The 22,529-nt window shown below is 71.4% G+C and carries 17 protein-coding genes and 4 pseudogenes; 12 read left to right on the forward strand and 9 right to left on the reverse strand.

Translation table 11 applies throughout. The annotated features are described in order from the left end of the window. Positions 1-89: 89 nt before the first annotated feature. Positions 90-197: pseudogene (locus ACZ3X1_RS31000) on the reverse strand (IS481 family transposase); the annotation flags it as partial. Here ACZ3X1_RS31000 and ACZ3X1_RS31005 point away from each other — a divergent pair. After that, positions 187-291 (forward strand): annotated as a pseudogene (locus tag ACZ3X1_RS31005) (beta-ketoacyl synthase N-terminal-like domain-containing protein); the annotation flags it as partial. The pseudogenes ACZ3X1_RS31000 and ACZ3X1_RS31005 overlap by 11 nt on opposite strands. A gap of 101 nt (positions 292-392) precedes the next feature. Here ACZ3X1_RS31005 and ACZ3X1_RS31010 read toward each other — a convergent pair. Continuing rightward, positions 393-905 carry a hypothetical protein gene (locus tag ACZ3X1_RS31010; RefSeq protein ID WP_467282252.1) on the reverse strand — a complete coding sequence of 171 codons (513 nt, stop codon included), beginning with the start codon at positions 903-905 and terminating at the stop codon, positions 393-395. 276 nt (positions 906-1,181) lie between these two features. On the opposite strand from ACZ3X1_RS31010, the gene ACZ3X1_RS31015 reads away from it, so the two are divergent. Next, positions 1,182-2,438 carry a DUF2716 domain-containing protein gene (locus ACZ3X1_RS31015; protein ID WP_467281997.1) on the forward strand — a complete coding sequence of 419 codons (1,257 nt, stop codon included), beginning with the start codon at positions 1,182-1,184 and terminating at the stop codon, positions 2,436-2,438. 275 nt (positions 2,439-2,713) lie between these two features. On the opposite strand, the gene ACZ3X1_RS31020 is transcribed toward ACZ3X1_RS31015, so the two are convergent. After that, the gene (locus ACZ3X1_RS31020; protein WP_467281999.1) at positions 2,714-3,526 is read right to left on the reverse strand and encodes a hypothetical protein; all 813 of its coding nucleotides are present in this window, start codon (positions 3,524-3,526) and stop codon (positions 2,714-2,716) included. 935 nt (positions 3,527-4,461) lie between these two features. Here ACZ3X1_RS31020 and ACZ3X1_RS31025 point away from each other — a divergent pair. Both ACZ3X1_RS31025 and ACZ3X1_RS31030 read left to right on the forward strand, forming a co-directional pair. Next, complete coding sequence (locus tag ACZ3X1_RS31025; RefSeq protein ID WP_467282001.1) at positions 4,462-4,758, forward strand: hypothetical protein; 297 nt, start codon at positions 4,462-4,464, stop codon at positions 4,756-4,758. A gap of 169 nt (positions 4,759-4,927) precedes the next feature. Next, positions 4,928-5,383, forward strand: a complete 456-nt coding sequence (locus ACZ3X1_RS31030; RefSeq protein WP_467282004.1) for an RpiB/LacA/LacB family sugar-phosphate isomerase — start codon at positions 4,928-4,930, stop codon at positions 5,381-5,383. Positions 5,384-5,524: 141 nt separating this feature from the next. Here the strand turns inward: ACZ3X1_RS31030 and ACZ3X1_RS31035 are convergent, their stop codons facing one another. Both ACZ3X1_RS31035 and ACZ3X1_RS31040 read right to left on the reverse strand, forming a co-directional pair. Next, entirely contained in the window at positions 5,525-6,100 is a 576-nt protein-coding gene (locus ACZ3X1_RS31035; protein WP_467282008.1) for a TetR/AcrR family transcriptional regulator, read from the reverse strand. Positions 6,101-6,161: 61 nt separating this feature from the next. Next, on the reverse strand, positions 6,162-7,052 hold the full coding sequence (locus ACZ3X1_RS31040) for an SDR family NAD(P)-dependent oxidoreductase (protein ID WP_467282011.1): 891 nt from the start codon (positions 7,050-7,052) through the stop codon (positions 6,162-6,164). A gap of 324 nt (positions 7,053-7,376) precedes the next feature. On the opposite strand from ACZ3X1_RS31040, the gene ACZ3X1_RS31045 reads away from it, so the two are divergent. Continuing rightward, the gene (locus ACZ3X1_RS31045) at positions 7,377-8,924 is read left to right on the forward strand and encodes a universal stress protein (protein ID WP_467282013.1); all 1,548 of its coding nucleotides are present in this window, start codon (positions 7,377-7,379) and stop codon (positions 8,922-8,924) included. Positions 8,925-8,949: 25 nt separating this feature from the next. Next, entirely contained in the window at positions 8,950-10,047 is a 1,098-nt protein-coding gene (locus ACZ3X1_RS31050; RefSeq protein ID WP_467282015.1) for a GNAT family N-acetyltransferase, read from the forward strand. 521 nt (positions 10,048-10,568) lie between these two features. Here ACZ3X1_RS31050 and ACZ3X1_RS31055 read toward each other — a convergent pair. From ACZ3X1_RS31055 to ACZ3X1_RS31065, 3 genes and pseudogenes are all read right to left on the reverse strand, one after another. Continuing rightward, positions 10,569-11,036 (reverse strand): hypothetical protein, encoded by a 468-nt coding sequence (locus ACZ3X1_RS31055; protein ID WP_467282018.1) that lies wholly within the window; start codon positions 11,034-11,036, stop codon positions 10,569-10,571. Positions 11,037-11,281: 245 nt separating this feature from the next. Continuing rightward, the gene (locus ACZ3X1_RS31060; protein WP_467282021.1) at positions 11,282-12,490 is read right to left on the reverse strand and encodes a SpoIIE family protein phosphatase; all 1,209 of its coding nucleotides are present in this window, start codon (positions 12,488-12,490) and stop codon (positions 11,282-11,284) included. Between the two features lie 475 nt (positions 12,491-12,965). Then, positions 12,966-13,397, reverse strand: a pseudogene (locus ACZ3X1_RS31065) (PAS domain-containing protein); the annotation flags it as partial. Positions 13,398-13,668: 271 nt separating this feature from the next. Here ACZ3X1_RS31065 and ACZ3X1_RS31070 point away from each other — a divergent pair. Next, positions 13,669-14,118, forward strand: a complete 450-nt coding sequence (locus ACZ3X1_RS31070) for an iron chaperone (RefSeq protein ID WP_467282024.1) — start codon at positions 13,669-13,671, stop codon at positions 14,116-14,118. Between the two features lie 89 nt (positions 14,119-14,207). Here the strand turns inward: ACZ3X1_RS31070 and ACZ3X1_RS31075 are convergent, their stop codons facing one another. Next, on the reverse strand, positions 14,208-15,320 hold the full coding sequence (locus ACZ3X1_RS31075; protein WP_467282026.1) for a hypothetical protein: 1,113 nt from the start codon (positions 15,318-15,320) through the stop codon (positions 14,208-14,210). Between ACZ3X1_RS31075 and ACZ3X1_RS31080 the strand changes: the two are divergent. From ACZ3X1_RS31080 to ACZ3X1_RS31100, 5 genes and pseudogenes are all read left to right on the forward strand, one after another. Then, positions 15,271-18,867: pseudogene (locus ACZ3X1_RS31080) on the forward strand (RHS repeat-associated core domain-containing protein); the annotation flags it as partial. The gene ACZ3X1_RS31075 and the pseudogene ACZ3X1_RS31080 overlap by 50 nt on opposite strands. 107 nt (positions 18,868-18,974) lie before the next feature. Beyond that, the gene (locus ACZ3X1_RS31085) at positions 18,975-19,301 is read left to right on the forward strand and encodes a hypothetical protein (protein ID WP_360898188.1); all 327 of its coding nucleotides are present in this window, start codon (positions 18,975-18,977) and stop codon (positions 19,299-19,301) included. A 754-nt stretch (positions 19,302-20,055) separates the two neighbouring features. Further along, the gene (locus ACZ3X1_RS31090; protein ID WP_467282237.1) at positions 20,056-20,373 is read left to right on the forward strand and encodes a DCC1-like thiol-disulfide oxidoreductase family protein; all 318 of its coding nucleotides are present in this window, start codon (positions 20,056-20,058) and stop codon (positions 20,371-20,373) included. Between the two features lie 14 nt (positions 20,374-20,387). Beyond that, positions 20,388-21,224, forward strand: a complete 837-nt coding sequence (locus tag ACZ3X1_RS31095) for a serine hydrolase domain-containing protein (RefSeq protein ID WP_467282029.1) — start codon at positions 20,388-20,390, stop codon at positions 21,222-21,224. Positions 21,225-21,351: 127 nt separating this feature from the next. Continuing rightward, positions 21,352-22,296 carry a hypothetical protein gene (locus tag ACZ3X1_RS31100; protein WP_467282032.1) on the forward strand — a complete coding sequence of 315 codons (945 nt, stop codon included), beginning with the start codon at positions 21,352-21,354 and terminating at the stop codon, positions 22,294-22,296. Positions 22,297-22,529: the final 233 nt, after the last annotated feature.

The following is a 22,529-nucleotide window of genomic DNA, read 5'->3' on the forward strand; positions in this document are numbered from 1 at the left end:
CAGTTCCAGGCCCGAATCAGCCACTACAAACGACGCGGACACACACCACCAGAAGCAGCCAACCAGTCAGCCCAAAGACCGTTGCAGTACTAGGTGTATCGACCCGCAGGGTTGTTGACGCGGCTGATGGGCGGGTGTCCGCTCAGTGCGGTGGGGCAGCGGTGGTGGTTGTAGGTGTGGAGGAAAGCCGTGCACGCCATCGCGGAGGGCCGTATGGACGTGTGCATCGCCGGTGCCTCGGACTCGCCGATATCGCCGATCACCGCGGCCTGCTTCGAAGGGCTGCGGTCTGGCCGGCGGAGCGGAAAATGGGTCGCGTGGACGGCGCGGGGCACGGCAGATTGCCCGGATGCGGCAGGCAGGCGGCCGTACGCCCTTGTGCGAGACAGTCCTCAGATCCTTCCTCGCACCAACCGGGTCCGGTGCCCGAGTGCCTGGCCCAGCTCCGTAACGAACTCCGGCAGCAACGCGGGCCCGTTCCAGAACTCGAATCCCAGGTACGCGAAGGCAAGCCCGTCTCCAGCCCACTCCCACGCGGCCAACGGCACCACGCGTCCGCACGCCAGACACGGCACTTCGCCCCTGCCGGTGTTCCACCATGCGTTCATGACCGGCGAGAACACCTCGCGGTGTCCATCCCCGAATGCCGCCGCGCAGTCCGGACAAACCGGGGGTCCGCTCTGTTGCGGCGAGAAGAACACCGTCCGCCCCGTGACAACGGTCAGCCCCTCGCTCCCGCTCGCTTCTCGGCATCCCGTCACCCGCTCCCACCGCGGGCCGGGGCAGTGATCCGGCAGCTGCACGATTCCCTCGCCGACCAGCCACGCTGCCACCCGCTCCCCGTGCGCGACGGCGTCCTCGGCGGTCGCTTCCAGGTCCACGATCGTCTGAAAAGAGCTGCTCACAGCCGAACGGTAGGTGGTCTACCCGATTCTGCCCAGCCCGCACTGCCGCCTGCGACAAGATCGGAGAGCCCGACTCTCCCGTGCACAACACGTCCCATACGTGAGTGGCAAGACCTCCTGAGCCGCGGAGATCTTTTACGGGAGCGTGCAGGCGGGGCCAGAGGATGAACTGCGTGTATGCATATACGGACGGTCGGGTAGGGAAACTGCCGCGAGGCGTGGACCCCCAAGGTCCTGACGTCGGGACGCCTCCGACCCCCGTCTAGTCTCCCGCGCATGGACATGGGCGAGCGGTGGACGGAATACGACGGGCTGCGGGGACAGGTCCCCTCGTGGCATCCGGTCGGGGTGGTGGTCCAGACCGATGGGCCGGTCGTCCGCCGGCACTACGGGACGCACGGCACGGCCGAGCACGCCGCCCTCGCGCCCGGGACCGACATCGCCAGCCTGGTCCGCCGCCAGCAGGAAGCCTTCTCGGATCGTGACGAGCCGGTGGAGTGGAAGGTGTACGGGCATGATTCGCCGGACCTGGGCCCGGCGCTGACGGCGGCGGGGTTCACTGGGGGCTGGGAGCGTTCGGTGCTGATTGCCGAGGAGCTGCCGGGCGAGAAGCCCGGTGTTGTGGCGGAGCCCCGGAACGGGCTCCGCAGCCTGTACGAGGTACAGGAGCAGGCCGAACGGGCCTGGGAGATCGCCGTCGGTTCCCCCGGTCCGCACGCGGTGCCCTACGCGGAGATGATCGCGGACGGCGCCTCGGAGCACGGCAACATCTACATTGACGTCCTCCTGCAGCACGGCGAGGTGACCGCCGTGGGCTGGGTCTACGCCGACCTGACCCGCCCCTTCAAAATCGTCGGTGGGCTGAGCGGCGACGACGCAGACTTCGTCAAGGACTGCACCGCCCACTGGCGCACGCGGAGCTCACGTCCCCTCCTGGCCGAGGCCGGCGGCCCCCTGCGCGAGCAGCTTCTGAAGGCCGGCTTCATCGAGGCCGCCACCGTCCGCTCCTATCACTGGCGCCCGACCGGCACCCCCGAGACCACCCGCTCCGCGCAGTTCCTCGACTGGCTCCTCGACGACGTTCCGCTGTGGGGCCGCTTCTACACGGTCTTCGACTTCAAGCCGAGCACCACCTCCCTGCCCGCGATCAGCGCTCCCGTGCCCTCCGCCGCCTGGCATCTGCACGCCCACCACCGGCCCCTCCCTGCCCTCCCTGAACGGATCGACGCGATCGTCCAGCGCGGCCTGCTCACGGCCACCGAGCCCGGCGAGTTCGTCCACTGGCTCCACTGGCAGCACGACGGCTACCGCTACGACCCCCGCCGCACCGACCTCCCTGGACGGCCGCCCCGACCCGGCAAAGGCACCTACCCCGACGGCGACTACTACCTCCACCTCACCGACGACCTCCGCCTGGGCACCTTCGGCCACCCCTGGGAACAGACGCTGACCGTCTGGGGGCCCCCGCTGCTCGCCGCCGTCGAGGCGGAACTGACCGAGCTGCTCGGAGAGCCGGTCAGGCGCCGCGACTGAAGGGTGGCCCGGGTCCCCGCCCTGGTCTTGAGGTCGGGAGCCCGAACGCCACACAGATTGGCGCGGTTCCGCAGCGTGCCGAGTCGCACAACGGGCGCGAAGGCTGAGAGGTGCAGTTGGCCGGCCGGGCAGTGGGACAAGTCCGGTGGTGCCCCGTGTCCGGTCAGGAAGACAAGCATTGGACCCGGCCCGGCTCTACCTCCCGGTGCCGCTCCGTAGCTGCGTTACCTGCCACCGCTGCCACCCCCGGCACCTCGGCGGGGTGGCTCCTCGTGTCACTCCGCGGGGGTGATCCGCCAGGTGCCGTGGCGTACGTCGAGCGTCGCGGTGAGGTCGGCCTGCTGCGGGAACGAGACGCCCAGCCGCCAGGGGTCTGGCAGGGTAGCCAGCCCGATGGTGACCTGATCCTCGGTGACGTTGCCCAGGGCTCCGATCCAGTGGGGTGCGGTGGCGATCAGCTGTTCAGGCAGGCGGGGCCCGGGCTCGGGAACACGCGAGAACGACTCCTCGGCGAGTTCGGTGAGGGCGGAGCCGGCCAGCAGGGTCAGCAGCCGTGCCAGGACCGCGGCCGGCAGGGCGGGGTCGAGGGTTTCCAGGAGTACGTAGCAGTCGTCGTGGCCCGAGAACCAGAACCGGGAGTCTCCCAGGCGGTTCAGGAGCGGCTCGCCGACGCTGGTCGTGCCGAGCACGAGGGCGAGCTCGTCGAGCTGCTCCGGGGTCACGTCGGCGGGCACGTCGACCAGAGTCAGCTCGTACGGCGACCAGGTGCCGTCGAGGAGACGGGGCAGGAGGTCGCGGTCCATCACCAGGAACTCCTCCGCGAGTCCGTATGTGCCGGACGCCCAGGATCCGAGAGGGTGGACCGTGCACGGCACGCCGAGCTCGGCCGCGATCAGCGAGGGCTGTAGCGTCTGCCAGTCTTCGTCCAGGTAGGAGTTGGTCTCCAGCGACACCACCGCGACCGCGTCGTTCGCCACAGCCACGAGCAGGTCGGCCAGCTCACCCGCCCGGGCCGCGCCGGCGCTCACCCGCCACACCCCCTCGGCCTCGCGGACGCTGAAGCTCAACGGGAACGGTCGGCGCTCCATGCCGACACTGTTCACGCTGAACGCGCCCTGCTGCCCGACCTCGATCACTGCCCCACCCCCGAGAAACCTGCGGACGCCACTGCCCAGCCCGCCCGCATCAATCATCGCCGGTCAGCGGGGGCGGGCCTGCCACGGCCGACCACCCCTCGACGGGGTCGTGGGACAGGGCGCGGTGCCGTTGACGCCTGGTGCACCCGGCGAAGTACGACCGAAATCCGGCGGTCGCGCAGGCGCGGCAACAGTTCAACTGCGTGTGTGCTTCCACGACCGCCGGGACCTGAGCACTGTTGTGACTGAGCACTGGATCCGCCCGATGCGCACGGGAACTGTCGAGCTGTGCATTCATGTTGGCGGGCGGGCCGCGGCGCCGAAATGAGCGATCAGCCCGTCTTGAGGCCACTGCGTGCCCGTCCACTCCCGCCTGGGCATGTGGTGTGATGTCCGCGGCTCAGGTGACGGGCACACGCGACGAACGGGGGATGCAGTGTCCGGCAGGCAGGAGACTCCAGTGGCGATCTCCAGTACCCCACGGTTGCCGGCAGGTGCGTTGACACGCGAGTCGGGCCGCGCCGGGCAGCTGCTGGCTGCCGGGGAATGGCTCCCCGCCGCGGCGGACACGGCCGCGGCGGCCAGGGTCCTTGCCCGCCTCTCCGCCCCGCTCCCCGCCAGCAGGGCCGGCAGTGCACGGGCGCGGGCCGCGGACCGAGACCGGCGGCTCCAGCGGATCTGGCGCACCGCAGTTCACCTCCTCGACGCAGGTGAGGTCAGTCCACCAGCCGCGGCCCTCCTGGCCGCTGTCGCTCGCGCCTTCCTGCCGTGGTTCGCCGCCCCAGCCGCCGGCCGCTGCGGCGGCTCCGCGCTACCCGACCGGCCAGGGCACGGCAGACGGCTTGCCGGTACCGCCGGCCGATGCGGGCGAAGCCCTCCTGCCCGACTTGATCGCGCTGTTCGCCGCACTGGCGGCCCCGATTCCGTCCGGGACCAGTTCGCGGACGCCCGCAGCCGTTTCCTGGCAGGTCCAGTACGAGGGTCGGTTCCGGCACTACGAGAGACCTGCCCACGGTGTGTGGACGGCCAAGACCGTCCGCTGCTCCGGATGCGCGCATGCGGACGGCCCATGGACCGTGGTCTGCGACTGGCATGTGGTGACCCTGGGCTGCCCGTGCGGGCTGGTGACTGATCGGCACGGCCTCAAGTTCTCCGAAGTCATCCTCGTTCTGCCGGACATGTGAGCAGGCGGCGCCTGCCGCTCGCAGGCCGATCGAGTTCAGCCACTTCGCGAGTGGACCCTTGCTCGGCACCGCCGTGCGGACCCCTTCGCCGCCTGATCCGGTGTCGGGCCCTTGGCATGTGTCCTCGGCTTGCGGCGACGGTGATGCCCCGGCTGGTTAGTCTCGGAGCATGCGGATCTCTGTTTCCTCGGACATGGACGAACCGGTGGCTCGCGCACTCCTCGGGCACCTACGCGACCGCGGACACGAGGTGATGGCGTACGGGGCGCTCAGCCCCGGCGATGATCCGCAGTGGGCAGCCTGCTCGGAGGCGGCGGCCCGCGAGGTGGCCGCCGGGAACGCGGACCAGGCGGTCGTCTGCTGCTGGACCGGTACGGGTGCATCGATCGCAGCGAACAAGGTTCCGGGCGTACGCGCGGCCCTGTGCACGGACGCCTACACGGCGGACGGGGCGCGTCGCTGGAATGACGCCAACGTGCTCGCGCTCAGCCTGCGCCTGACCTCGGAACCGCTGCTCAAGGAGATCCTCGACGCCTGGTTCGCCGCCGAGGCGAGCGCGGACGCGGAGGACCGAGAGAACGTAGCGCGCGTCAATCGGCTCGACAACGCCGGAACCACCCCCTGAACGAAGGCGGTGGCGCCGACGGGTGGAACGATCGCTCCCGGCACCAGGGTCGAGGCCGCGGATGTGCCTCGGAGGGGTGCCGCCGGCCGGCCGCAGCCGTCCAGGGCTCCTGGAGGGTTCCTTTGGTCGGCGCGGGTGGTCTCAGGCGTGGGGTGTGGTCCGCAGTCCTTCGAGGAGTGTGGCCAGGTAGCGGTGTGCGGTGTCGATCCGGTCGGCGGGTGTGCCGCCGTGGACGTTGACGGCGTGGGCGATGCCGCACATGAGCGGGACGAGGTCGGCGGCGGCCAGGTCACGTCGGACGGCTCCGGCGGCGCGGGCCCGCTCGTGGAGTGCGGTGCCGGCTGACTGAAGCGCACTTTTGAGTTCTGTGGTGCGCGGCAGGGTGTCGGTGGCTGCGGCGGCGACCGGGCCCAGGGATGCGTCGGTGATCTGGGCTTCGAGGGTGCGGAGCAGGAAGCCTTCGAGCGCGTGCCAGGGGTCGGGGTCGGCCAGCGCCTGCCGGCCGTGGGCGGCCAGGGCTTCCAGGCAGGGAGCGGCGACGGTCTCCAGCAGTGCCTCGGGGGTGGCGAAGTGCCGGTAGACGGTGCCGACTCCGAGTCCGGCGCGGCCGGCGACGTCGTTCAGCTGCAGGGGTGTGCCCTGGTCGACCAGGGCGCGGGCGACAGCGACGATCCGGTCCCAGTTGCGGGCTGCGTCCTTGCGCAGGGGCGTCGTCATAGGGGGCATGGTAATCGGATGGCTCATCCGGATGCCGCCGCCGGTGTCCGTCGTCCGGCGGTCAGGCGGTTGTGAGGGGTGCGTGCCGTTCGCTGAGCCGGCGCACGTCCTCGGCGACGCGGGGGTCTGTGGCTGCGCGCAGCGGCGGCACGGGGTGTGTCCGGGCGCCGATGACGATGCCGGTCCGGCCTTGGAGGGCGTCGTCGGTGGCGGCGACGAGTGAGGGGCGGGCGGCGAGTGAGGCCGGTCCCGAGGTGGAGCGTTCGAAGGTGCGGCGTACCAGCGGCCACAGCAGCCGCAGGGCCGGGGAGACGATCTTCGGGTCGGCCAGGGTGCCGTTGGTCATGTCGGTCGCGGCGCCTCCGGGGTCGGCGGCGAAGACGGAGACACCGGTGCCTTCCAGGCGGGCGGCCAGGTCGAGGGTGTAGGCGAGGTTGGCGAGCTTGGCGCGGCCGTACCGGTGGAAGCCGTAGTAGCCGCCGGGGGGCTCGACGGCGTCGAAGGACCGCTTTCCCAGCCCGGCGGCGCCGGAGGTCACGTTCACGATCCTGCTGGGGGCGCCGGCCGTCAGCGTGGGCAGCAGCAGTTCCGTCAGCAGGTAGGGCGAGAGGTGGTTGACGACGAACGATGCTTCGAGCCCGTCCAGGGTCCGCCGCTGCGGGAACATCGCCCCGACGTTGTTGACCAGCACGGTCAGCGGTCGGCCGGTAGCGGCGTGCTCGGCGGCGATCCGTTCGGCGAGCGTGCGCACCTGGTCGAGCGAGCCGAGATCGGCCGGCAGGAACCGGGCGGGGTGTGCCGGGTTCGTCGCGCTGATGCGCTCGACCGCCCGGGCGCCCCGGTCGGTGTCGCGTCCGACCACGGTGACCGAGAATCCGGCGTCGGCCAGTCCCAGAGCCGTCTCGAGTCCGATGCCGCCCGTCCCCGCCGTGACCACAGCTGTCCTCGTCATGCCATCCTCCACCCAGCCATACGGATACTTCATCCACTTCCTCACTTCCTGGACCGTAGCACAATCGGATCATCTATCCGCTTAGTGTCCGGTCGGCCGGCAGCTGCGGGATGGCACGGCGGCGCTGCGGTCCCGGACCCGCGCCGGGAAAGAGTGCGTGCCGCTCGCCTCAAGGAGGCACGTGAGCGCCGGGCAAGGGGCGCTCCGGATGCTCGAGGGCCGCGCGGCGGCGGGGTGTACGCCGAAGACCGCCGGGCAGGGGCACAGCGAGAAAAGCAACCGCCGAGCCGGCGCGTGTCCCGGCGGCCCTTGCGGGAGGTCCGGATGGAGCGGGCAGCACACGGTCCGGCGCCTTCAGGGCGCGGCTTCGTCCTGGCGGGCGTCGAACCCGGCCCGGAGGCCACGCGTGTCATCGTCTACGCCGCACGCCAAGCGGTCATCCGCCATGCGGACGGCTTGCGCCTCCTCCACGCCGGGGTCGAGGATCCGGCGCAGACACAGTGGCTGGCCTCGCACGCCGAGCAGGTCCGGGCCGACTTCCCGGGCCTCCCGGTCGAAACGCTCGTCCGGGAGGTGGAGGCGTCCGCCGCACTGATCGAGCAGGCCGCAACAGCTCGGCTGGTGGTCGTGGGGCCGCCCGGGCGCGGTCTGTCCCGGCTGCTGAACCGCTCGGTGGCCTTCGGCGTCGCCGGCGGCGCGTCCTGCCCTGTGACCGTGCTGCGCGACTGGCCGGCCCGCGGTGGCCCGGTGACCGCCGCGGTCGGGGACCCCGCCCGCGACCGGACCGTCCTGGAGACCGCCGCGGGCGAGGCCGACCTGCGCCATACGGCCCTGCTGCTCCTCCACGCCGACATGCGACCGCAGCCGCTGCCTCCCGGACTCGCCCCGCACGGGCAGCAGAGCCAGAAGGGTGTCCTGCTGGCCGAGCGACGGTTCCTCCAGGAAGAGGCCGCGTTCCTGCGCGGGCGGTGGCCGGAGCTGACCACGGACATACAGGTGGCTTCCTCCGCCACCGCCCTGGCGCTGCTGCAGGCGAGCCGCGACGCCGCCCGGACCGCAGGAGCGAAGGCAGCGGCCGGGGCCGGCCGTAGCGGGCGGGGAAGGCACGGCGGCCCCCTCCTCGTCCGGTCTGCAGGGACCGATGGCGGAGGCGGCCGGGGGCGAGGTGGTGCGGACCGCCACCGGCCGCCGCCCGACGACTCGCCGGCACGTCGGGTTCCGCCGCCGGCCCACGTCGGGCACGAGGGCACGCCGGCACCAGTTGCAGGACCGGGCGCAGCTGCGCGGCCTCATGGCCGAATCCCGAGTCGCCCCCGCCTTCACCGGACCCTGCCGGGAGTGGGCGGAGAGCCGGCGCGCCGTCGTACTCGCTCTCGCTCCCCCGCGGGGTGCGGCTCGGCGAACTCCCGCCCACCGCACGATCCGGAAGCCGCCGAACATCTCTTCGGCCTCTTCCGGTGTCGCCCGCCGGCCGGCCGCCGACCTCTGCCCCCGGCGAGGCCTCGCGGCCGGGCCCGTGCTCATGTCGACCGGTTGCCGCACGGACTCGGCGCGCGGCACGACCAGCAGGTATGTCGACGCCGGCTCGGCGCGTGCCGTCACGGCCGGCAGGTGAACAACTGCCGCCGGGGCTCGGGGCGCCACCGGTTCGGACCGGCACTCGCGGCGGTGGCATTGCACTGGGCGAACGCCGTCGCAGGGGTGCTCCGCGGCGGCGGCCCCGGCCCGCCACTGCCTAATACTCCGACAGTCGTTCAACACCGTAGGGCGCCCCCGCACACCGTCTCCGGCCGCTGCCAACGGGGCCGGGAGCGCGCCCCGGCCCGGCCGCAGCCCGCCACTCGTGTGCTGGCAGCCGGTCAGGCCCGGTGAGCATTTCGACGTATCAGGAGCCGTAGTGACCGTTCAACGCATCGACGTGATTCGCCCTGCCGAGCTGAGCCCGGCCGACCTGGAGCGGTGGGGCGAACTGCGAGCCAGTACGGCGCCGGAGGCTAACCCCTTCATGAGCCCGGAGTTCTGCCAGGCGATCGGCCGTGTCCGGCAGGGTGCCAGGGTCGCGGTGGTGCGCCAGGACGGCGAGCCGGCCGGCTTCTTTCCCTTCGAGCGGGGCCGGTGGGGCCGCGGCCGTGCCATCGGCCTGGGTGTGTCCGACTGCCAGGGGGCCGTGCTGCGCCCCGGTGTGGCCGTGGACCCGCACGAGCTGCTGCGTGCCAGTTCCCTGTCCGTCTGGGAGTTCAACCACCTCGAAAGCGGCCAGGACCTGTTCCTGCCCTTCGCCACCGGGCGGTTCGCCTCGCCCGTCATCGACCTCGCCGACGGATACGCGGGCTACGAAAGCCTGCTCCGGGCCGGTTCCCGCACCTTCTTGAAGGCGACCCGGGCGCAGGAACGCCGCCTGGCCCGGCAGGCCGGGCCGCTGCGGTTCGTGTTCGACGAGCGTGATCCGGCGGTCCTGCGGACGCTGATGGCGTGGAAGTCCGCCCAGTACCGCCGGTCCGGCCGGCGCGACCGGTTCGCCCAGGAGTGGATCAACAACCTGGTGCGGATGCTTGCCGCCACGCAGACACCGGCCTGCTCGGGCCTGCTGTCGGTTCTCTACGCGGGCGGGCGGCCCGTGGCCGCGCACTTCGGTCTGCGCTCGCGCACCGTGCTGTCGTGCTGGTTCCCCGCCTACGACCGCAGCTTCGCCACGTTCAGTCCCGGACGCGTCCTCTACCTCCGCATGATCGAGGCCGCCGCGGCCGCCGGGATCGGCATGCTCGATCTCGGCAGGGGCGACGCCGCCTACAAGGACTCCCTCAAGACACGGGAGCTGATCGTGCACGAGGGTGCCGTGCTGCGGGCCGGGGCCGGGGCGGCCCTGCACTGGCTCAGCCACGAACCGCCACGCGCCGTCCGGGGGTTCGTGCGTGAGCGGCCGCACCTCAAGGCCGCGGCGCTGCGCACCCTGGCCGCGGTCGGCAGGATGCGTGACCGGACCAACGGCCTGTGAGACCGCATCGGGACCCGGCTGGTCACGGGCGGCGGCCCCCGCTGCGGAACACCGGAACGGCACAGCCGTCTGCGGCGCCGTCTGCACCGGCCCCGGCGCCGGGTCCGGGAGGCCGGCGCCGCTCCCGTCGCCGCCGTGGGCCGGCCCCTTCGGGGCGGTGGCGGCAAGCATGCCGGCGGCGGTGTCCGGAGCGGCCTTCGTGCAGAGGGCGGCTCGGGTGCGGCGATGTTGCCGTAGGGCCGCAGGGGCTCCCGGCTCCGGGTCAGCACGGACGTCGTGGCCGTGGGGAGGAGTGCCTCGAGGAGGCGGACGCCTTCCGTCGTGAGGGGGTGGGGGGGTGGGGTCCGGGCGGGGGAGGTTGAGGGCGCCGATGATGAGGCGCCCGTCCCCGGCGGTGAGCCGTGGCACTCGCCGCAGAGCCGGCCGGCGGGGGCGGTGGGCGCAGCGCCGTTCGTCGCTGCGAGAGCGCCTCGCGGTGGAGTCGAGAGTGGGCGCCGCTGCCCGCGCGGCGGGACGGGCCGCTACGTTCCGGGCCCGAGCTCCCCGGCACGGAGGCGGGCGGTGTGGTCGGGGTGCCCGGCGGTACGGCGTGCTTCCTGCATCTCCGCTTCGTAGAGGTGGTCGCGACCTGCTGCCATGGCGTCCAGGGCTGCTCGCTCCAGGGCGCGGAACGGCTCGTAGTAGGTGCGGTTGTACGCCTCGACGATCTGGAAGGTCCAATGGCCCGGAATGACGTTGCGGCCGAGGATCTCCTCCTCGACGCGGTCGGCCCATTCGTCGTGGCCGGCGTCGCGGAGCAGCCTCACCGCCCGGTCCAGCTCCAGGTCCGCCGTCCCGGTCAGCTGGTGGAATCCGTACAGGTGACCGCGGGCCCGCTCCACCGTCTCCAAGGCCTTCGACAACGACCCCAGTGCCTCCACCGTGGCATCGCCGACGCCCTCGGGCCGCATGTGGACGCGGTCCGGCCCGTCTCCGTCGCTGCTGGTCATACCCGCGCACATCCCCCTCCTACGCCGCGGTGTAAGCGCCTTCGGTGCCATGTCCTCCGAAAGGAGCACCGCGGTGCAGGACCACGGGGACCAACCGGGCTCGGACCAGGGAGCCGCGGCGGGTCCGCAGGAGCAGCCGGCCGCCGGGGCAGGCCGGGGCGAAGAGGATCGCGCCGCCGGAGCAGGACGGTCAGGAGGTCCACGGTCCCATCCCCGCCCAAGCGGCTTGCCGGCGTCCTCGTCATTCACGGGGTGCGGGGGGCCTGTTCGGTCCAGATGGTTTTGCCGTGCTCGTTGTAGCGCACGCCCCAGTCGTCGGCGAGCTCGCCGACGATGAACAGGCCGCGGCCGCCCTCGTCGGCCGGACCGGCGTGGCGCAGGTGCGGGCAGGCGAGTGTGCGGTCGTGGATGAGCCGCAGCTCCAGAGGGGGTTTGCCGTAGCGGACGGCGTTGGTCACCAGCTCGCTGACGATGAGTTCGGTGTTGTGGGCGGTCTCCTCGTCCACGTTCCACGTGGTGAGTTGCCGGCGCACATGGTGCCGGGCGGCCGCCGCGGCCGTGGGCGCGGCCTGGAGTCGCCACGTGGCGACGTTCTCGGCGGGGAAGGCACGGGTACGGGCGAACAGGACCGCGGTGGGCGTGGCGCGGCTCTCGGCAGGAAGCGCGTAGAGGACATCGTCGCGCAGGCTTGCGAGCGAGCGGCCGTCGGTGCCCGGGGAGCGGCCGACCGCTTCCAGGGCCGGGATGGGGCGGGTGGAGAGCACCACGAGGCTCTCGTCGGGGACGTCGAAACGTGAGGCGGCGAAGGGTGTTCGCTCCGGCCCGCCCAGCGGCGAGCCGGAAGTGAGTTCCGGTGCGCAGGCAGTGCCGTCAGGTGGGATCAGGGTGAGAGCCGCGGAGCCGGCGCCCACGACGGTGAGGGTCCTGTTCAGCGGGTCGTGCACGGCGTATGCGCAGCTGGCTGCGAGTGCCTGCTGGTGAAGGGGGTCGGAGGGCGGAAGGCCGGCGCGCTCGGCTGCCAGGGACGCGACGGTGCCGTGCAGCCGCGCCAGGAGTTCGTCGGGCTGCAGGTCGAAGGCGGACAGGGAGCGGATGACGGTGCGCAGCTGTCCCATGACGGTGGCGGTGTGGATGCCGCTGCCGGCGACCGTGCCCACGACCAGTGCGGTGCGGGCTCCGGAGAGGGCGATGGTGTCGTACCACTGGCCGACTCCTTCGGCGGGTACGAGGAGGTGCTCCGTCTCCAGTGCGGTGCGTGAGAGGGGGCGGCGGGGCAGCAGGTTGCGCTGGACCGTCGCGGCGATGGTGTGTTCTCGGGTGTAGCGGCGGGCGTTGTCGATGCACAGGGCGGTGTGGTCGGCCAGCTGGAGCACGAGGTCGGCGTCGGGCTCGTCGTAGCCGACCGGCTGCCGCGTGCGGTAGAGGCTGATCAGCCCCAGCACGTTGCCCCGCACGGCCAGCGGAGTGCGCCCCCGACCGGCGGATCGCGTCGGTCCGGTCCGGGTCGGCTGCGAGCCATGGCAGGTCGCCGTCGAGTGCCACCACCCGGGGCCGCAGGTCGGCGAGCGCCTGTGTGTACGGAGTGGGGGAAGGCAGGCTGCGTACGTCGCCCAGCGGGTGGGCCTGCGGCTCGTGGGCTCCTGCGTCGCCGCTGCTGCGGAACGCGGCCCGGCGCAGGGGCACGCCCGGCGCGAGGGGAGAGGGCTGGGGCTCCTCTCCCCGCACGACGGCATCCACCACTTCGACGACCGCGACGTCGGCGAAAGCCGGTACGAGGGTGTCCACCAGTTCCTGGCAGGTGGCGACCACGTCGAGGGACCGCCCGACCTCCTGGCGTACGGCGTTCAGGACCACCGCGCGTGCCCGCCCCCTCTCCCGCTCGCTGACGTCCACCGCGAGCAGCGCGACGCCGAGGACCTCTCCGGGGGGTGTCTGGAGGCGGAATGCGGACATCTCGTAGAAGTTTTGCCCCCCGGGACCGGGCTTGGGGTGGGCCTGCACGACATGCCCCACCACGCAGTGGCCGCTGTCGAGCACCCCCCGGACGAGAGACGCGACCGCGGCCGCGTCCTCGAGGAGGGGGAGATAGACCTCCTCGAAGCGGCGCCCGAGCACGTCTCCCGTCCGGATGTGCCGCATGGCAGGCGTGGCGGTGTTGACCCGTACGATCCGCAGGTCGGTGTCCAACACGTGCAGGCCCACGGGAGACTGGCCGAACAAGGCCTCCAGCAACGCCGCCTCCGGGCCGTCCACAGCCCTGGTCGAGTCACCCCGGCCCATCGCCACCACCCTCTGTCGCCGCGGATTCGCCGCATGTCGGCGCCGTCCGGGGCACCCGACCGTTCCGGCTCGTCCCCACATGTAGACCAGCCCGTCAGTACGGGCCGCCGCGCCACGCCGAGGGGCCTGTGCCTGAGCGCGCCGGCGTCGCGGCGCCCGCGGCGCCGAGTGGACGGGGCCTGTAGGGGGGAGGGGGCGGCGGGCACCGGGGTCCGCCACCGGCTCGTGGTCCGTGGTGTTCTCCGTGGTCGGCACGGAGGCGGTGTGCGGGCCGGCGGGGGCAGTCTGTGGTCACGGCGATCGGCCCGGCAGCAGAGCGAACCGGTCGTGACCAGCGACTGAAGGAGTGACCATGGCCGGCACCGCCAGCAGCACGTACGAGGGGTTCAGCGTCGAGGAGCGGGCCGCGATGAAGGCGCACGCTCTGGAGCAGAAGAAGGCGGCACGTCGTGGTTCGGCTGCGGAGAAGGCGGCTGAGGCGGAGCGGGACGTGCTGGCGAAGATCGCCGAGATGCAGGAGTCGGACCGGGTCATGGCCGAGCGCGTCCATGCCGTCGTCACCGCCAACGCCCCGGGCCTCGCGCCCAAGCTCTGGTACGGGATGCCCGCCTACGCCCTGGAGGGCAAGGTCGTCTGTTTCTTCCAGAGCGCGCAGAAGTTCAAGGCGCGCTATGCGACGCTCGGTTTCAGCGACCTGGCGACGCTGGACGACGGTCCGATGTGGGCGGCCGGTTTCGCGCTGACCGAGGTGACGCCCGAGGTGGAGGCGCGGATCGCCGAGCTCGTGCAGCGGGCGGTGTGAGACGCGGCGGCCAGGGTCGCCGGTCCGGCGGGGGCCGGACCGGCCGGGTCGCGGCGGCGCCCGCGGGTGAGGGCCGCGTCGTGGCGCGGCTACCGGATGGTCATCGGGGCGAGACCGAGGCCGGTGAGGGCGCGCGCGCCGCGGGCCGTGTGCTCGCCGCCGGCGAGGGTCAGGGTTCGTGCCGACTGGTAGCGGCAGCCGGCGGCGTCGAACGCGGTGGCGGTGGCGAGGAGCCGTTCGGTGTCGGCGTCGAGCAGTGCCGTCGCGCGTTCCACGAGGGCGGTGGCGACGGGGTTGCCGGCCACGGCGGTCCGGGCCTCGGCCAGGCGGGTGGCGGCGTCGGGGGCTGCGGCGAGCACGGAGGCCTCGGCGCGTAGTGCCACGTACCAGTGGAGCCAGATCCAGGTGGTCCACTGCCGTACCTGTGCGGGTTCGGGAGCCGTCCGTTCCAGGGCTGCCTCGGGCCGCCCCTGGTGGAGCATGAGGATGGCGTCGAAGACCGCCCCGTATCCGCGGGTGTTCCACGGGGAGGGGTCGACGTGTGTGAGCACCGTGCTCCAGTCCCGGCGGGCTTCGGGGTCGTCGCGCAGTCCGTGGATCGTCGCCATCGCTGCCGCGGGCGGACCGAGGACGGCCCGGGCGGGGCTGCCGGCGCGCTGCCACGCTTCGCGGAACCGCAGGCCGGTGGTGAGTGCCTGCTCGGCGTCGCCCGCCAGGGTGTCGGCGACGAGGAGCCAGCCGGTGGCGCGGTGGCCGACCTCGGCCAGCTGCGGATGGTCCGCGAGCCGCCGTGCCCAGTGGCGGGCGCCGGGCAGGTCCCCCACGCCGAGGGCGGCTTCGGTGGCCTCGCCGAGTGCCTCGATCAGCTCGTGGGTGTAGGCCGGGCCGCCCGAGGCGTACGGGGCGGCCAAAGCGTAGGGGGCGGCATCCGAGGCGTACGGGGCGGACTGGGCGGACGGGGCGGACGGGGCGGACGAGAGCAGCTCGACCCGGCGCCGGGCCGTGGCCGCTGCCGCGAACGCGTCCCCGGCCCAGCTCAGTGCGCCGGCGAGGGTGTCGAGGGCGGCGGACCGTGCGAGCGGGTCCCCTTCGAGTCGGGCGAGTTCGACGGCCCGTTCGGCGGATGCGACGGCTTCCTGGACGGTGGGGCCGGCGAAGCACGGCGCGGACGATGCCGCCCGAAGCGCGGCTCGCCAGGGCACGGACGGACCGACCCAGGTCTCACGTACGGAAGACGCGGTCGAGAACGGTCCGACGGACCCCATCGACCTTGCGACCGGCGTGATGTACCTGCCCCAGCGGGACGTCGTGCTTCCCGGCGCCCTGCCACTGGTCTTCCGCCGCCGGGTGGCCTCCGACTACCGGGCCGGTCGCTGGTTCGGCCCGTCCTGGTCGTCCACCGCCGATCAGCGGTTGGAGATCGACTCCGAGGGAGTCGTCTTCGTGGGCGACGACGGCCTCCTTCTCGCCTACCCGCACCCCGCACCGGGGGTACCCGTGCTGCCGAGCCACGGCCCGCGCCGGCCCCTGGACCGTGCGGGGGACGACTACAGCATCAGCGACCCCGACACCGGCCGGGTCTGGCACTTCACCCTCAGCCGTACGGGTCTCGCACCCCTGACCCAGATCGACGACCAGCACGGGAACTGGATCACCTTCGAGTACGCTGCCGACGGCAGCCCCACGAACATCGTCCACAGTGCCGGCTACCGCCTCCTGCTGACGACGGCCGCAGGCCGTATCACCGCGCTGCACCTGGCAGGCGCCGCACCGGACGGCAGCGACCAGCAGATACGCCGCTCCGGCTACGACGACGGCGAAAACCTGACCGAGGTTTTCAACTCCTCCGGCAAGCCGCTCGCTTTCACCTACGACGATCGGGCCCGGGTCACCTCGTGGACCGACACCAACGGCAGCCGCTACGACTACGAGTACGACGACCAGGACCGCTGCGTGGCCGAAGGCGGCGCGGAGGGACACGTCGCACTTCGCATCGACTACGACGCGCCTGACCCGACGACCGGGCTGCGGGCCACCACGACCACCCTCTCGACCGGCGCTGTCCACCGATACCTGATCAACGACGCCCACCAAGTGGTGGCGGAGATCGATCCACTGGGCGGGGTCACCACCTTCGAGCGCGACCGTTACAACCGCCTCCTCTCCCGCACGAACCCCCTCGGGCGCACCACTCGCTTCACCTATGACGAGAAGGGCCGACTGACTTCCGCCGTCCGGCCCGACGGGCACGAGACCACCGTCCAGTACGACGATCGTGGGCTGCCGGTCAAGGTCGTTCATCCCGACCTCACGACGACGGTGCAGGAACACGACGAACGCGGCAACCGGACGGCAGTCACCGATCCATCGGGTGTCACCACGCGCTACACGTACAACGAGAAGGGCCACAGCACGGGAGTGACGGATGCCCTGGGCCATACAACCCGCATCCGCACCGACGCTGCCGGGCTGACCGTCGAGGTCACCGATCCGACGGGCGCGACGACGCGCGTGGAGCGTGACGCGTTCGGCCGCCCGATCGCCCTAGTGGATCCACTCGGGGCCACCACCAGGTTCCAGTGGACGCCAGAGGGGAAACTGACCCGCCGAACGGGCCCCGACGGCAACGAGGAGTCATGGACCTACGACGGTGAAGGCAACTGCCTCACCCACACCGACGCCGTCGACGGAGTGACCCGATTCGCCTACACCCACTTCGACCTCCTGGCGGCCCGAACCGGACCCGACGGAGTGCGCTACGAGTTCCACCACGACACGGAGCTGCGCCTGACGCAGGTCGTCAACCCCGCCGGCCAGAGCTGGGACTACCGGTATGACGCCGCGGGACGCCTCATATCCGAGACGGACTTCGACGATCGCGTGCTGACTTACACCCACGACGCGGCGGGCGCACTCTCCAGCCGCACCGACGCCGCAGGCCGGACGATCCGCTTCGAACGCGACGAGTTGGGCCGCGTCATCGCGAAGGACGTGCAGGGAACGGTCACCACGTTCACCTACTACCTCTCGGGGCAGCTCGCCGAAGCGGTCGGCCCGGACGCTACGGTCACCCACCTCCGTGACCGCCACGGACGCCTCCGGGCCGAGACCGTGAACGGCCGCACCACTATCTACACCCACGACGAACTCGGCCGCCGCATCTCCCGCACGACCCCCTCCGGGGCCGTGAGCTCCTGGGCGTATGACGCGATGGGCCGACGGAGGGAGCTCACGACCGCAGGCAGGACGCTGACCTTCGAGAGGGACGCTGTCGGCCGCGAGACCGTCCGCCGCATCGGGGACGGGCTGACCTTCGCCTCCACCTACGATGAACACGGCCGCCTTACGGACCACCTGGTGTCGAGTGCGCAACGCAGCCTCCAGCACCGCTCCTACAGCTATCGCGACGACGGCGTGCTCATCGCGATGGACGACCAGCTCTCCGGCAGCCGCCGCTTCGAGCTGGATGCCGTGGGCCGCGTGACCGGTGTGACCGCCGCGCCATGGACCGAGCGCTACGTCTATGACGCGAGCGGCAACCAGACCGAGGCTTCCTGGCCGACCACCCATCCGGGCCAGGAGGCGACAGGGCAACGGGAGTACGCCGGCACGACCCTCATCCGGGCGGGCAGAGTCCGGTATGAGCACGACGAACTCGGCCGGGTCGTCATGCGCCAGAAGGTCCGGCTTTCCAGGAAACCGGATACCTGGCTCTACGAGTGGGACCCCGAGGACCGGCTGACGCGGGTGACCACGCCCGACGGCACGGTGTGGCGGTACTCCTACGACCCGCTCGGTCGCCGCGTCGCCAAGCAGCGCCTGGCTCACTACAGCGACGAAGCCGTGGAGCAGGTCTCCTTCACATGGGACGGCACGCTCCTGTGCGAGCAGACGACGACGCTGAACGAAGCCGAAGCTCCGGCCGTCGTCCTGACCTGGGACCACGAAGCCCTGCGCCCGCTCGCCCAGACGGAACGTGTCATACGCGACGGAGCATCCCAGGAGGTGATCGACGAACGGTTCTTCGCCATCGTCAGCGACCTCATCGGCACTCCTACGGAGCTGATCGACGAAGAGGACCGGATCTGCTGGCGAACCCGGGCCACCTTGTGGGGAGCCACGGCCTGGAACAGTGATGCGTCGGCATACACTCCCCTGCGGTTCGCCGGTCAGTACTTCGACCCGGAAACCGGTATCCATTACAACTGTCAGCGCTACTACGATCCCGAAGTCGGCCGGTATCTCAGCGCCGACCCTCTCGGCCTCGCCCCGTCTCCGAACCCTTCGGCATATGTGCCCAATCCTCTCCAGGCCACCGATCATCTGGGGCTCGCACCCGACTACCATGAGTTCCACACCGTGCAGGACCCCGCGAATGCCACCCGGCTGAGAGGTGACGGAAACCCCTGGCCGGAGGCGGACACACGAGGCCAGTGGGGCGAGGGAGTCTACTCGTGGGGCACGTTGGACGAGGCGGTCCGCTACGCGGAACGCCTTCGCGGACGGGACATCGAGGTGGAGATTCTCACCTTCAAGGTGTCCGCGGACGACTTCAACATGATGAACAAGGTGGACATCACCAAGATGACGCCCGACAAGATGGACGAATTCTTCGAGAAACACAGCCGCCTGTACAGCGAGGCCGGAGCGCAGCCGCATAATTTCGACTACGTCCGCGGCCCCACTGGCATGGGAGTCGAGAACTATTTCAGCCGAGGCGTGTTCCATCTTCTCAAGTTCGCGAATTGAGTGAAATGATTCGAAAATTCAAGTATCGGCTCAGGAGTCCGCTTGGCGGACTGGCGGCGGACCTTTCGGCCGAGACCGTGCCACCGGGCGAAGCGGCGGCTCCCTCCGTGGGGATCCACCGAGGAGTGCGCCTCCTGCTGCCAGCGTCGGGCATGTACTGGGAGGACCTGGCTTGGCTCTCCTTCGTCGTCGCGCTCCGTGCCGAAGAGCTGCGAACCCGGCATCCGGAAGGTGTCCACCTGCGGATCGTCTCCCTCGACTTCCCCTTGGCCGACTACCGGCCGGAGGTCGCCGCCCTCGCCATGGACGGGTGGCTGCGCGAGGAGTTCGGCCTGCCCGACACCGGAATCACCTGCTCGTACGCGGGTGGCGCGGACCCCTACGCCTTCTCCTGGGGAGGCGCGGAGCCACCACTGCGGACCCCGCGCCTCTGAACGCGCCATGCGGGTAGGGAGCGTCGGGGCATGCGGTGAGGGCAGTGCGCCAACTCTCCCTCGCCGCGTTTGGCGCTATCGGCTTTCGCGTGGTCGGCGGCGCGGAAAGCGCCCGTAGGACAGCGGACACGGCCGTCGTGTGTGCGGCATTCCCTGGCGCGCGCACGAGCCCCGCCGAATATTCGGCGACGGCCGGATGCAGGTGAGCGTGGAAGCGCCCGACCTCGGCGGGGCCGCAGGTGCGGCCGAGGAAGTGTGCGAGAACCAGCGGCTCGGTCGGGCCCGATGTCTCACCCGCACGTTCGGCTGTCCCCCACATCGGGTCCCCGGCTTCCACCGAGGCATACCGGCTCGTCACCGCGGTATATCTGGATCATGGAAGAGAACGGCGAGCACGCCGAGAACGGATCGACCGTCCGGTCGAGACGACAGAGCCCCGCCTTTGCAGCGCTGGCAGGAGCGCTGATCGGCGCCCTGGCCGGCCTCCTAGTACTCCAGCAGCACTTCGCTGTTTTCCCTGGTCAGGGGCGGCTTGGGTGAGTGTAGGGGGCTGGTTGCCGACCCGTGTTCTCTTTCCCGGGCCGCCCCTCGATCGTGTGCAGCCGACGCTGATAGTGACAGCGGCGAGCGACGGCTTGGCGTCGTCGGCGCCAGTGTGACCATTTCAGTGCGCGTGCGCTGATGAAGAGCCCACCCTCAGCCCGTCCTGGCCTTCGATGGAGACTGCGGCTTCTGCCAGGCCGTCATCAACCAGATATCCGCCCGGGGCCAACCGACCCTGCCCGCCGTCCCCTGGCAGTTCCTCCCCGAAACCGCCACCCAACCGCATCGGGCCCGCCTGGATCATGAAGTCCTCCTGCTCCACCACGACCAAGTGATCGCCAGCGGCGCACAGGCCCTGGCCGAGTACCTCCGCCACTCCCCCAGCCGCCGCTGCCAACTGGCCGGGGCAGCCATCCAGGCCCCCCTCCTGCGCAACGCCGCACGACACATCTACCGTTGGGTGTCCCGCCACCGGCATCGCATGCCCGCCGGAACCCCGGCTTGCGCCGTTCCGCCCGCCCGCCCCTGAAAGGACCCGCGCCGTTGTTACGGACACGCACACCCACATGTGTCCTCACCAGCGCCGCCGCGCCCCGCACCACACATGGCCACCACCCGGACCGTTACGTCCAGATCGGTTCACTCACCAAGGTCCTCACCGGCACCGCCTTCGTCCGCATGGCCTCAGCCGGCCTGCTGGACACCGCCGACCCGGTGGAACGCTGGCTCCCAGCACCCCACGGGACCGGCATCACCCTGCAGCATCTGGCCGAGCACACCTCCGGACTCCCCCGGCAGCCTCCCGGGCTGCCGGTCAAAGACCCCTACCGCAGCTTCGACACCGCCGCCCTGCACCAACTACTGGGCACCTGCGACGAGATCACCGCCGCGCCCGCCGGTACGACCGAGGAATACTCCAACCTCGGATACGCCGCTCTCGGCGCAGCCCTGTCCGCCGCGGCCCAGCAGCCCTACGAACAACTCATCCGCGACCACGTCCTCACACCCCTGGCCATCCACGAAATCACCGCCCACCCCCCGGCGGAACGCTGCCTGCACCCGACGGGACTCTTCGGGCGCAGACGGCCCGAATGGACCCTGGACGGGGCCATCCTCCCCTCCGGCGGTCTCTGGGCGACCCCCCGCGCCACTGCCGACCTGCTCAAGGGCCTGCTCGTCGACCGGAAACTAGGGGATCCCGCACCCGCCTGGAAGACCACCGGCATAGTCACCTGGCACAACGGCGCGACCGGGACCTCCTCCACCTTCGCCGGCGCGCTACCCAACGGCGCCTGGGTCCTGATCCACCGAATCGGTGGAACCTCCAGTGACACCGACCGCATGGGCATCGAACTCCTCAGAGACCTACACGATGCTTGACACGTCCCGGTCCGCTACCAGCCTGAAACTGAGGGGCGGTCATCCCTCGCACCCGTGAGCCCGACCCATTGCCTGCTGGGCTGCTGTCCTTCACAGCCCCAACAGGTCGGGCCATCCCTTGCAGGCCATGGTGTCCGGCGCTCGCCTGACCTTCGGAGAGCTGGCCGAGCGCTCCGGCCTCTCCGTAGCCCAGGTGGCGGCTCTGGCTACCGAGCTGGTATCCAAGGACGCGGCCGCCGTCTCCCACCTGAGGCAGAAATCCGCCATGTTCGAGGCCCCCGCCCCCGCCACCGTCGATCGGATGCTGGCCGCCCAGCGGCACGCCGCCGACCAGTTCGGCCTGCGTGCCACCGGCCGACGGGTGTGGGGGTACCGGGGCCGGACCCTGTCGGGCGCCGCCGGCCCGCACTGGCTCCGCGTGGTCTGCGCCGAGGCCGGCACCGAGGGCGGCAAGCTGTGGCACGGCCCGTCCACCTCCCGCGCCCTCCCCGCGTCGGTACCGCGCCCCGACCTGTTCCGCATCCGGGACTGGACCACCGACGGCTACGCCTACCGGGCCGAGCTGTACGCCTACGCACCCGACCCGATCGTCTCCCCGCGCCTCGTCCTCGACGAGGACCCCGGCCTGCCCGAGACGTGGTGGAAGGAGATGGTCGCCGCCCTGGACGCCCTCGCCGACGTCCCGCCGCCGACGTACCGCGAGGCTGTACGCGAGGAGTACCTGCGCCGCGTCATCCCCGAGTTCACCGGCCACCAGGTCGACGACGTCGTCTGGACCACCGCCCACGGCGACCTCCACTACGGCAACATCACCTGCGGCCCGCACATCCTGGACTGGGAAGGATGGGGCCGCGCCCCGCACGGCTACGACGCCGCCACCCTGTACCTGTACGCACTGCTGGCCCCCGCCGCGGCCGCCCGCATCCGAACCGAGCTTGCCCCCGTCCTGGACCGGCCCGAGGCGCGTACCGGCCTACTGACCGTGTGCGCCCAGATCCTCCATGGTCAGGACCGCACTGACTTCTACGCCGAGCTCGTCGGCCCCGTACGCGAGCAGTTGCCCCACCTGTAGCAGGGCCGCTGCACACCGGCCGCCGTTTCCATTAATCCGCGCTGGTGGGAGCGGATCACCGACCGACTCACCACCGACTCCGGCGTGCTCCAGTCTGAACCGGACTGGACACCCACGGAACCAGCCGCGTACGCCCCGGATGCTCAGCTCCCCGTTGTCCGCCCTGCGCAGCACCTCGCCCCCGTTCTTCAGCGCCACCAGCCGGTCCGGGTGCCTCGTGAGTTGCCTCCAGT

The sequence above is a fragment of the Streptomyces sp. NPDC023541 genome (genome assembly GCF_055559995.1).

Excerpts from the sequence above, each read along its gene's own strand:
- ACZ3X1_RS31070 (WP_467282024.1), top strand. The coding sequence starts at position 13,669 with ATGGCCGGCACCGCCAGCAGCACGTACGAGGGGTTCAGCGTCGAGGAG.
- ACZ3X1_RS31030 (WP_467282004.1), top strand. The coding sequence starts at position 4,928 with ATGCGGATCTCTGTTTCCTCGGACATGGACGAACCGGTGGCTCGCGCA.
- ACZ3X1_RS31100 (WP_467282032.1), top strand. The coding sequence starts at position 21,352 with ATGGTGTCCGGCGCTCGCCTGACCTTCGGAGAGCTGGCCGAGCGCTCC.
- ACZ3X1_RS31015 (WP_467281997.1), top strand. The coding sequence starts at position 1,182 with ATGGACATGGGCGAGCGGTGGACGGAATACGACGGGCTGCGGGGACAG.
- ACZ3X1_RS31045 (WP_467282013.1), top strand. The coding sequence starts at position 7,377 with ATGGAGCGGGCAGCACACGGTCCGGCGCCTTCAGGGCGCGGCTTCGTC.
- ACZ3X1_RS31020 (WP_467281999.1), bottom strand. The coding sequence starts at position 3,526 with ATGGAGCGCCGACCGTTCCCGTTGAGCTTCAGCGTCCGCGAGGCCGAG.
- ACZ3X1_RS31035 (WP_467282008.1), bottom strand. The coding sequence starts at position 6,100 with ATGACGACGCCCCTGCGCAAGGACGCAGCCCGCAACTGGGACCGGATC.
- ACZ3X1_RS31040 (WP_467282011.1), bottom strand. The coding sequence starts at position 7,052 with ATGACGAGGACAGCTGTGGTCACGGCGGGGACGGGCGGCATCGGACTC.
- ACZ3X1_RS31055 (WP_467282018.1), bottom strand. The coding sequence starts at position 11,036 with ATGACCAGCAGCGACGGAGACGGGCCGGACCGCGTCCACATGCGGCCC.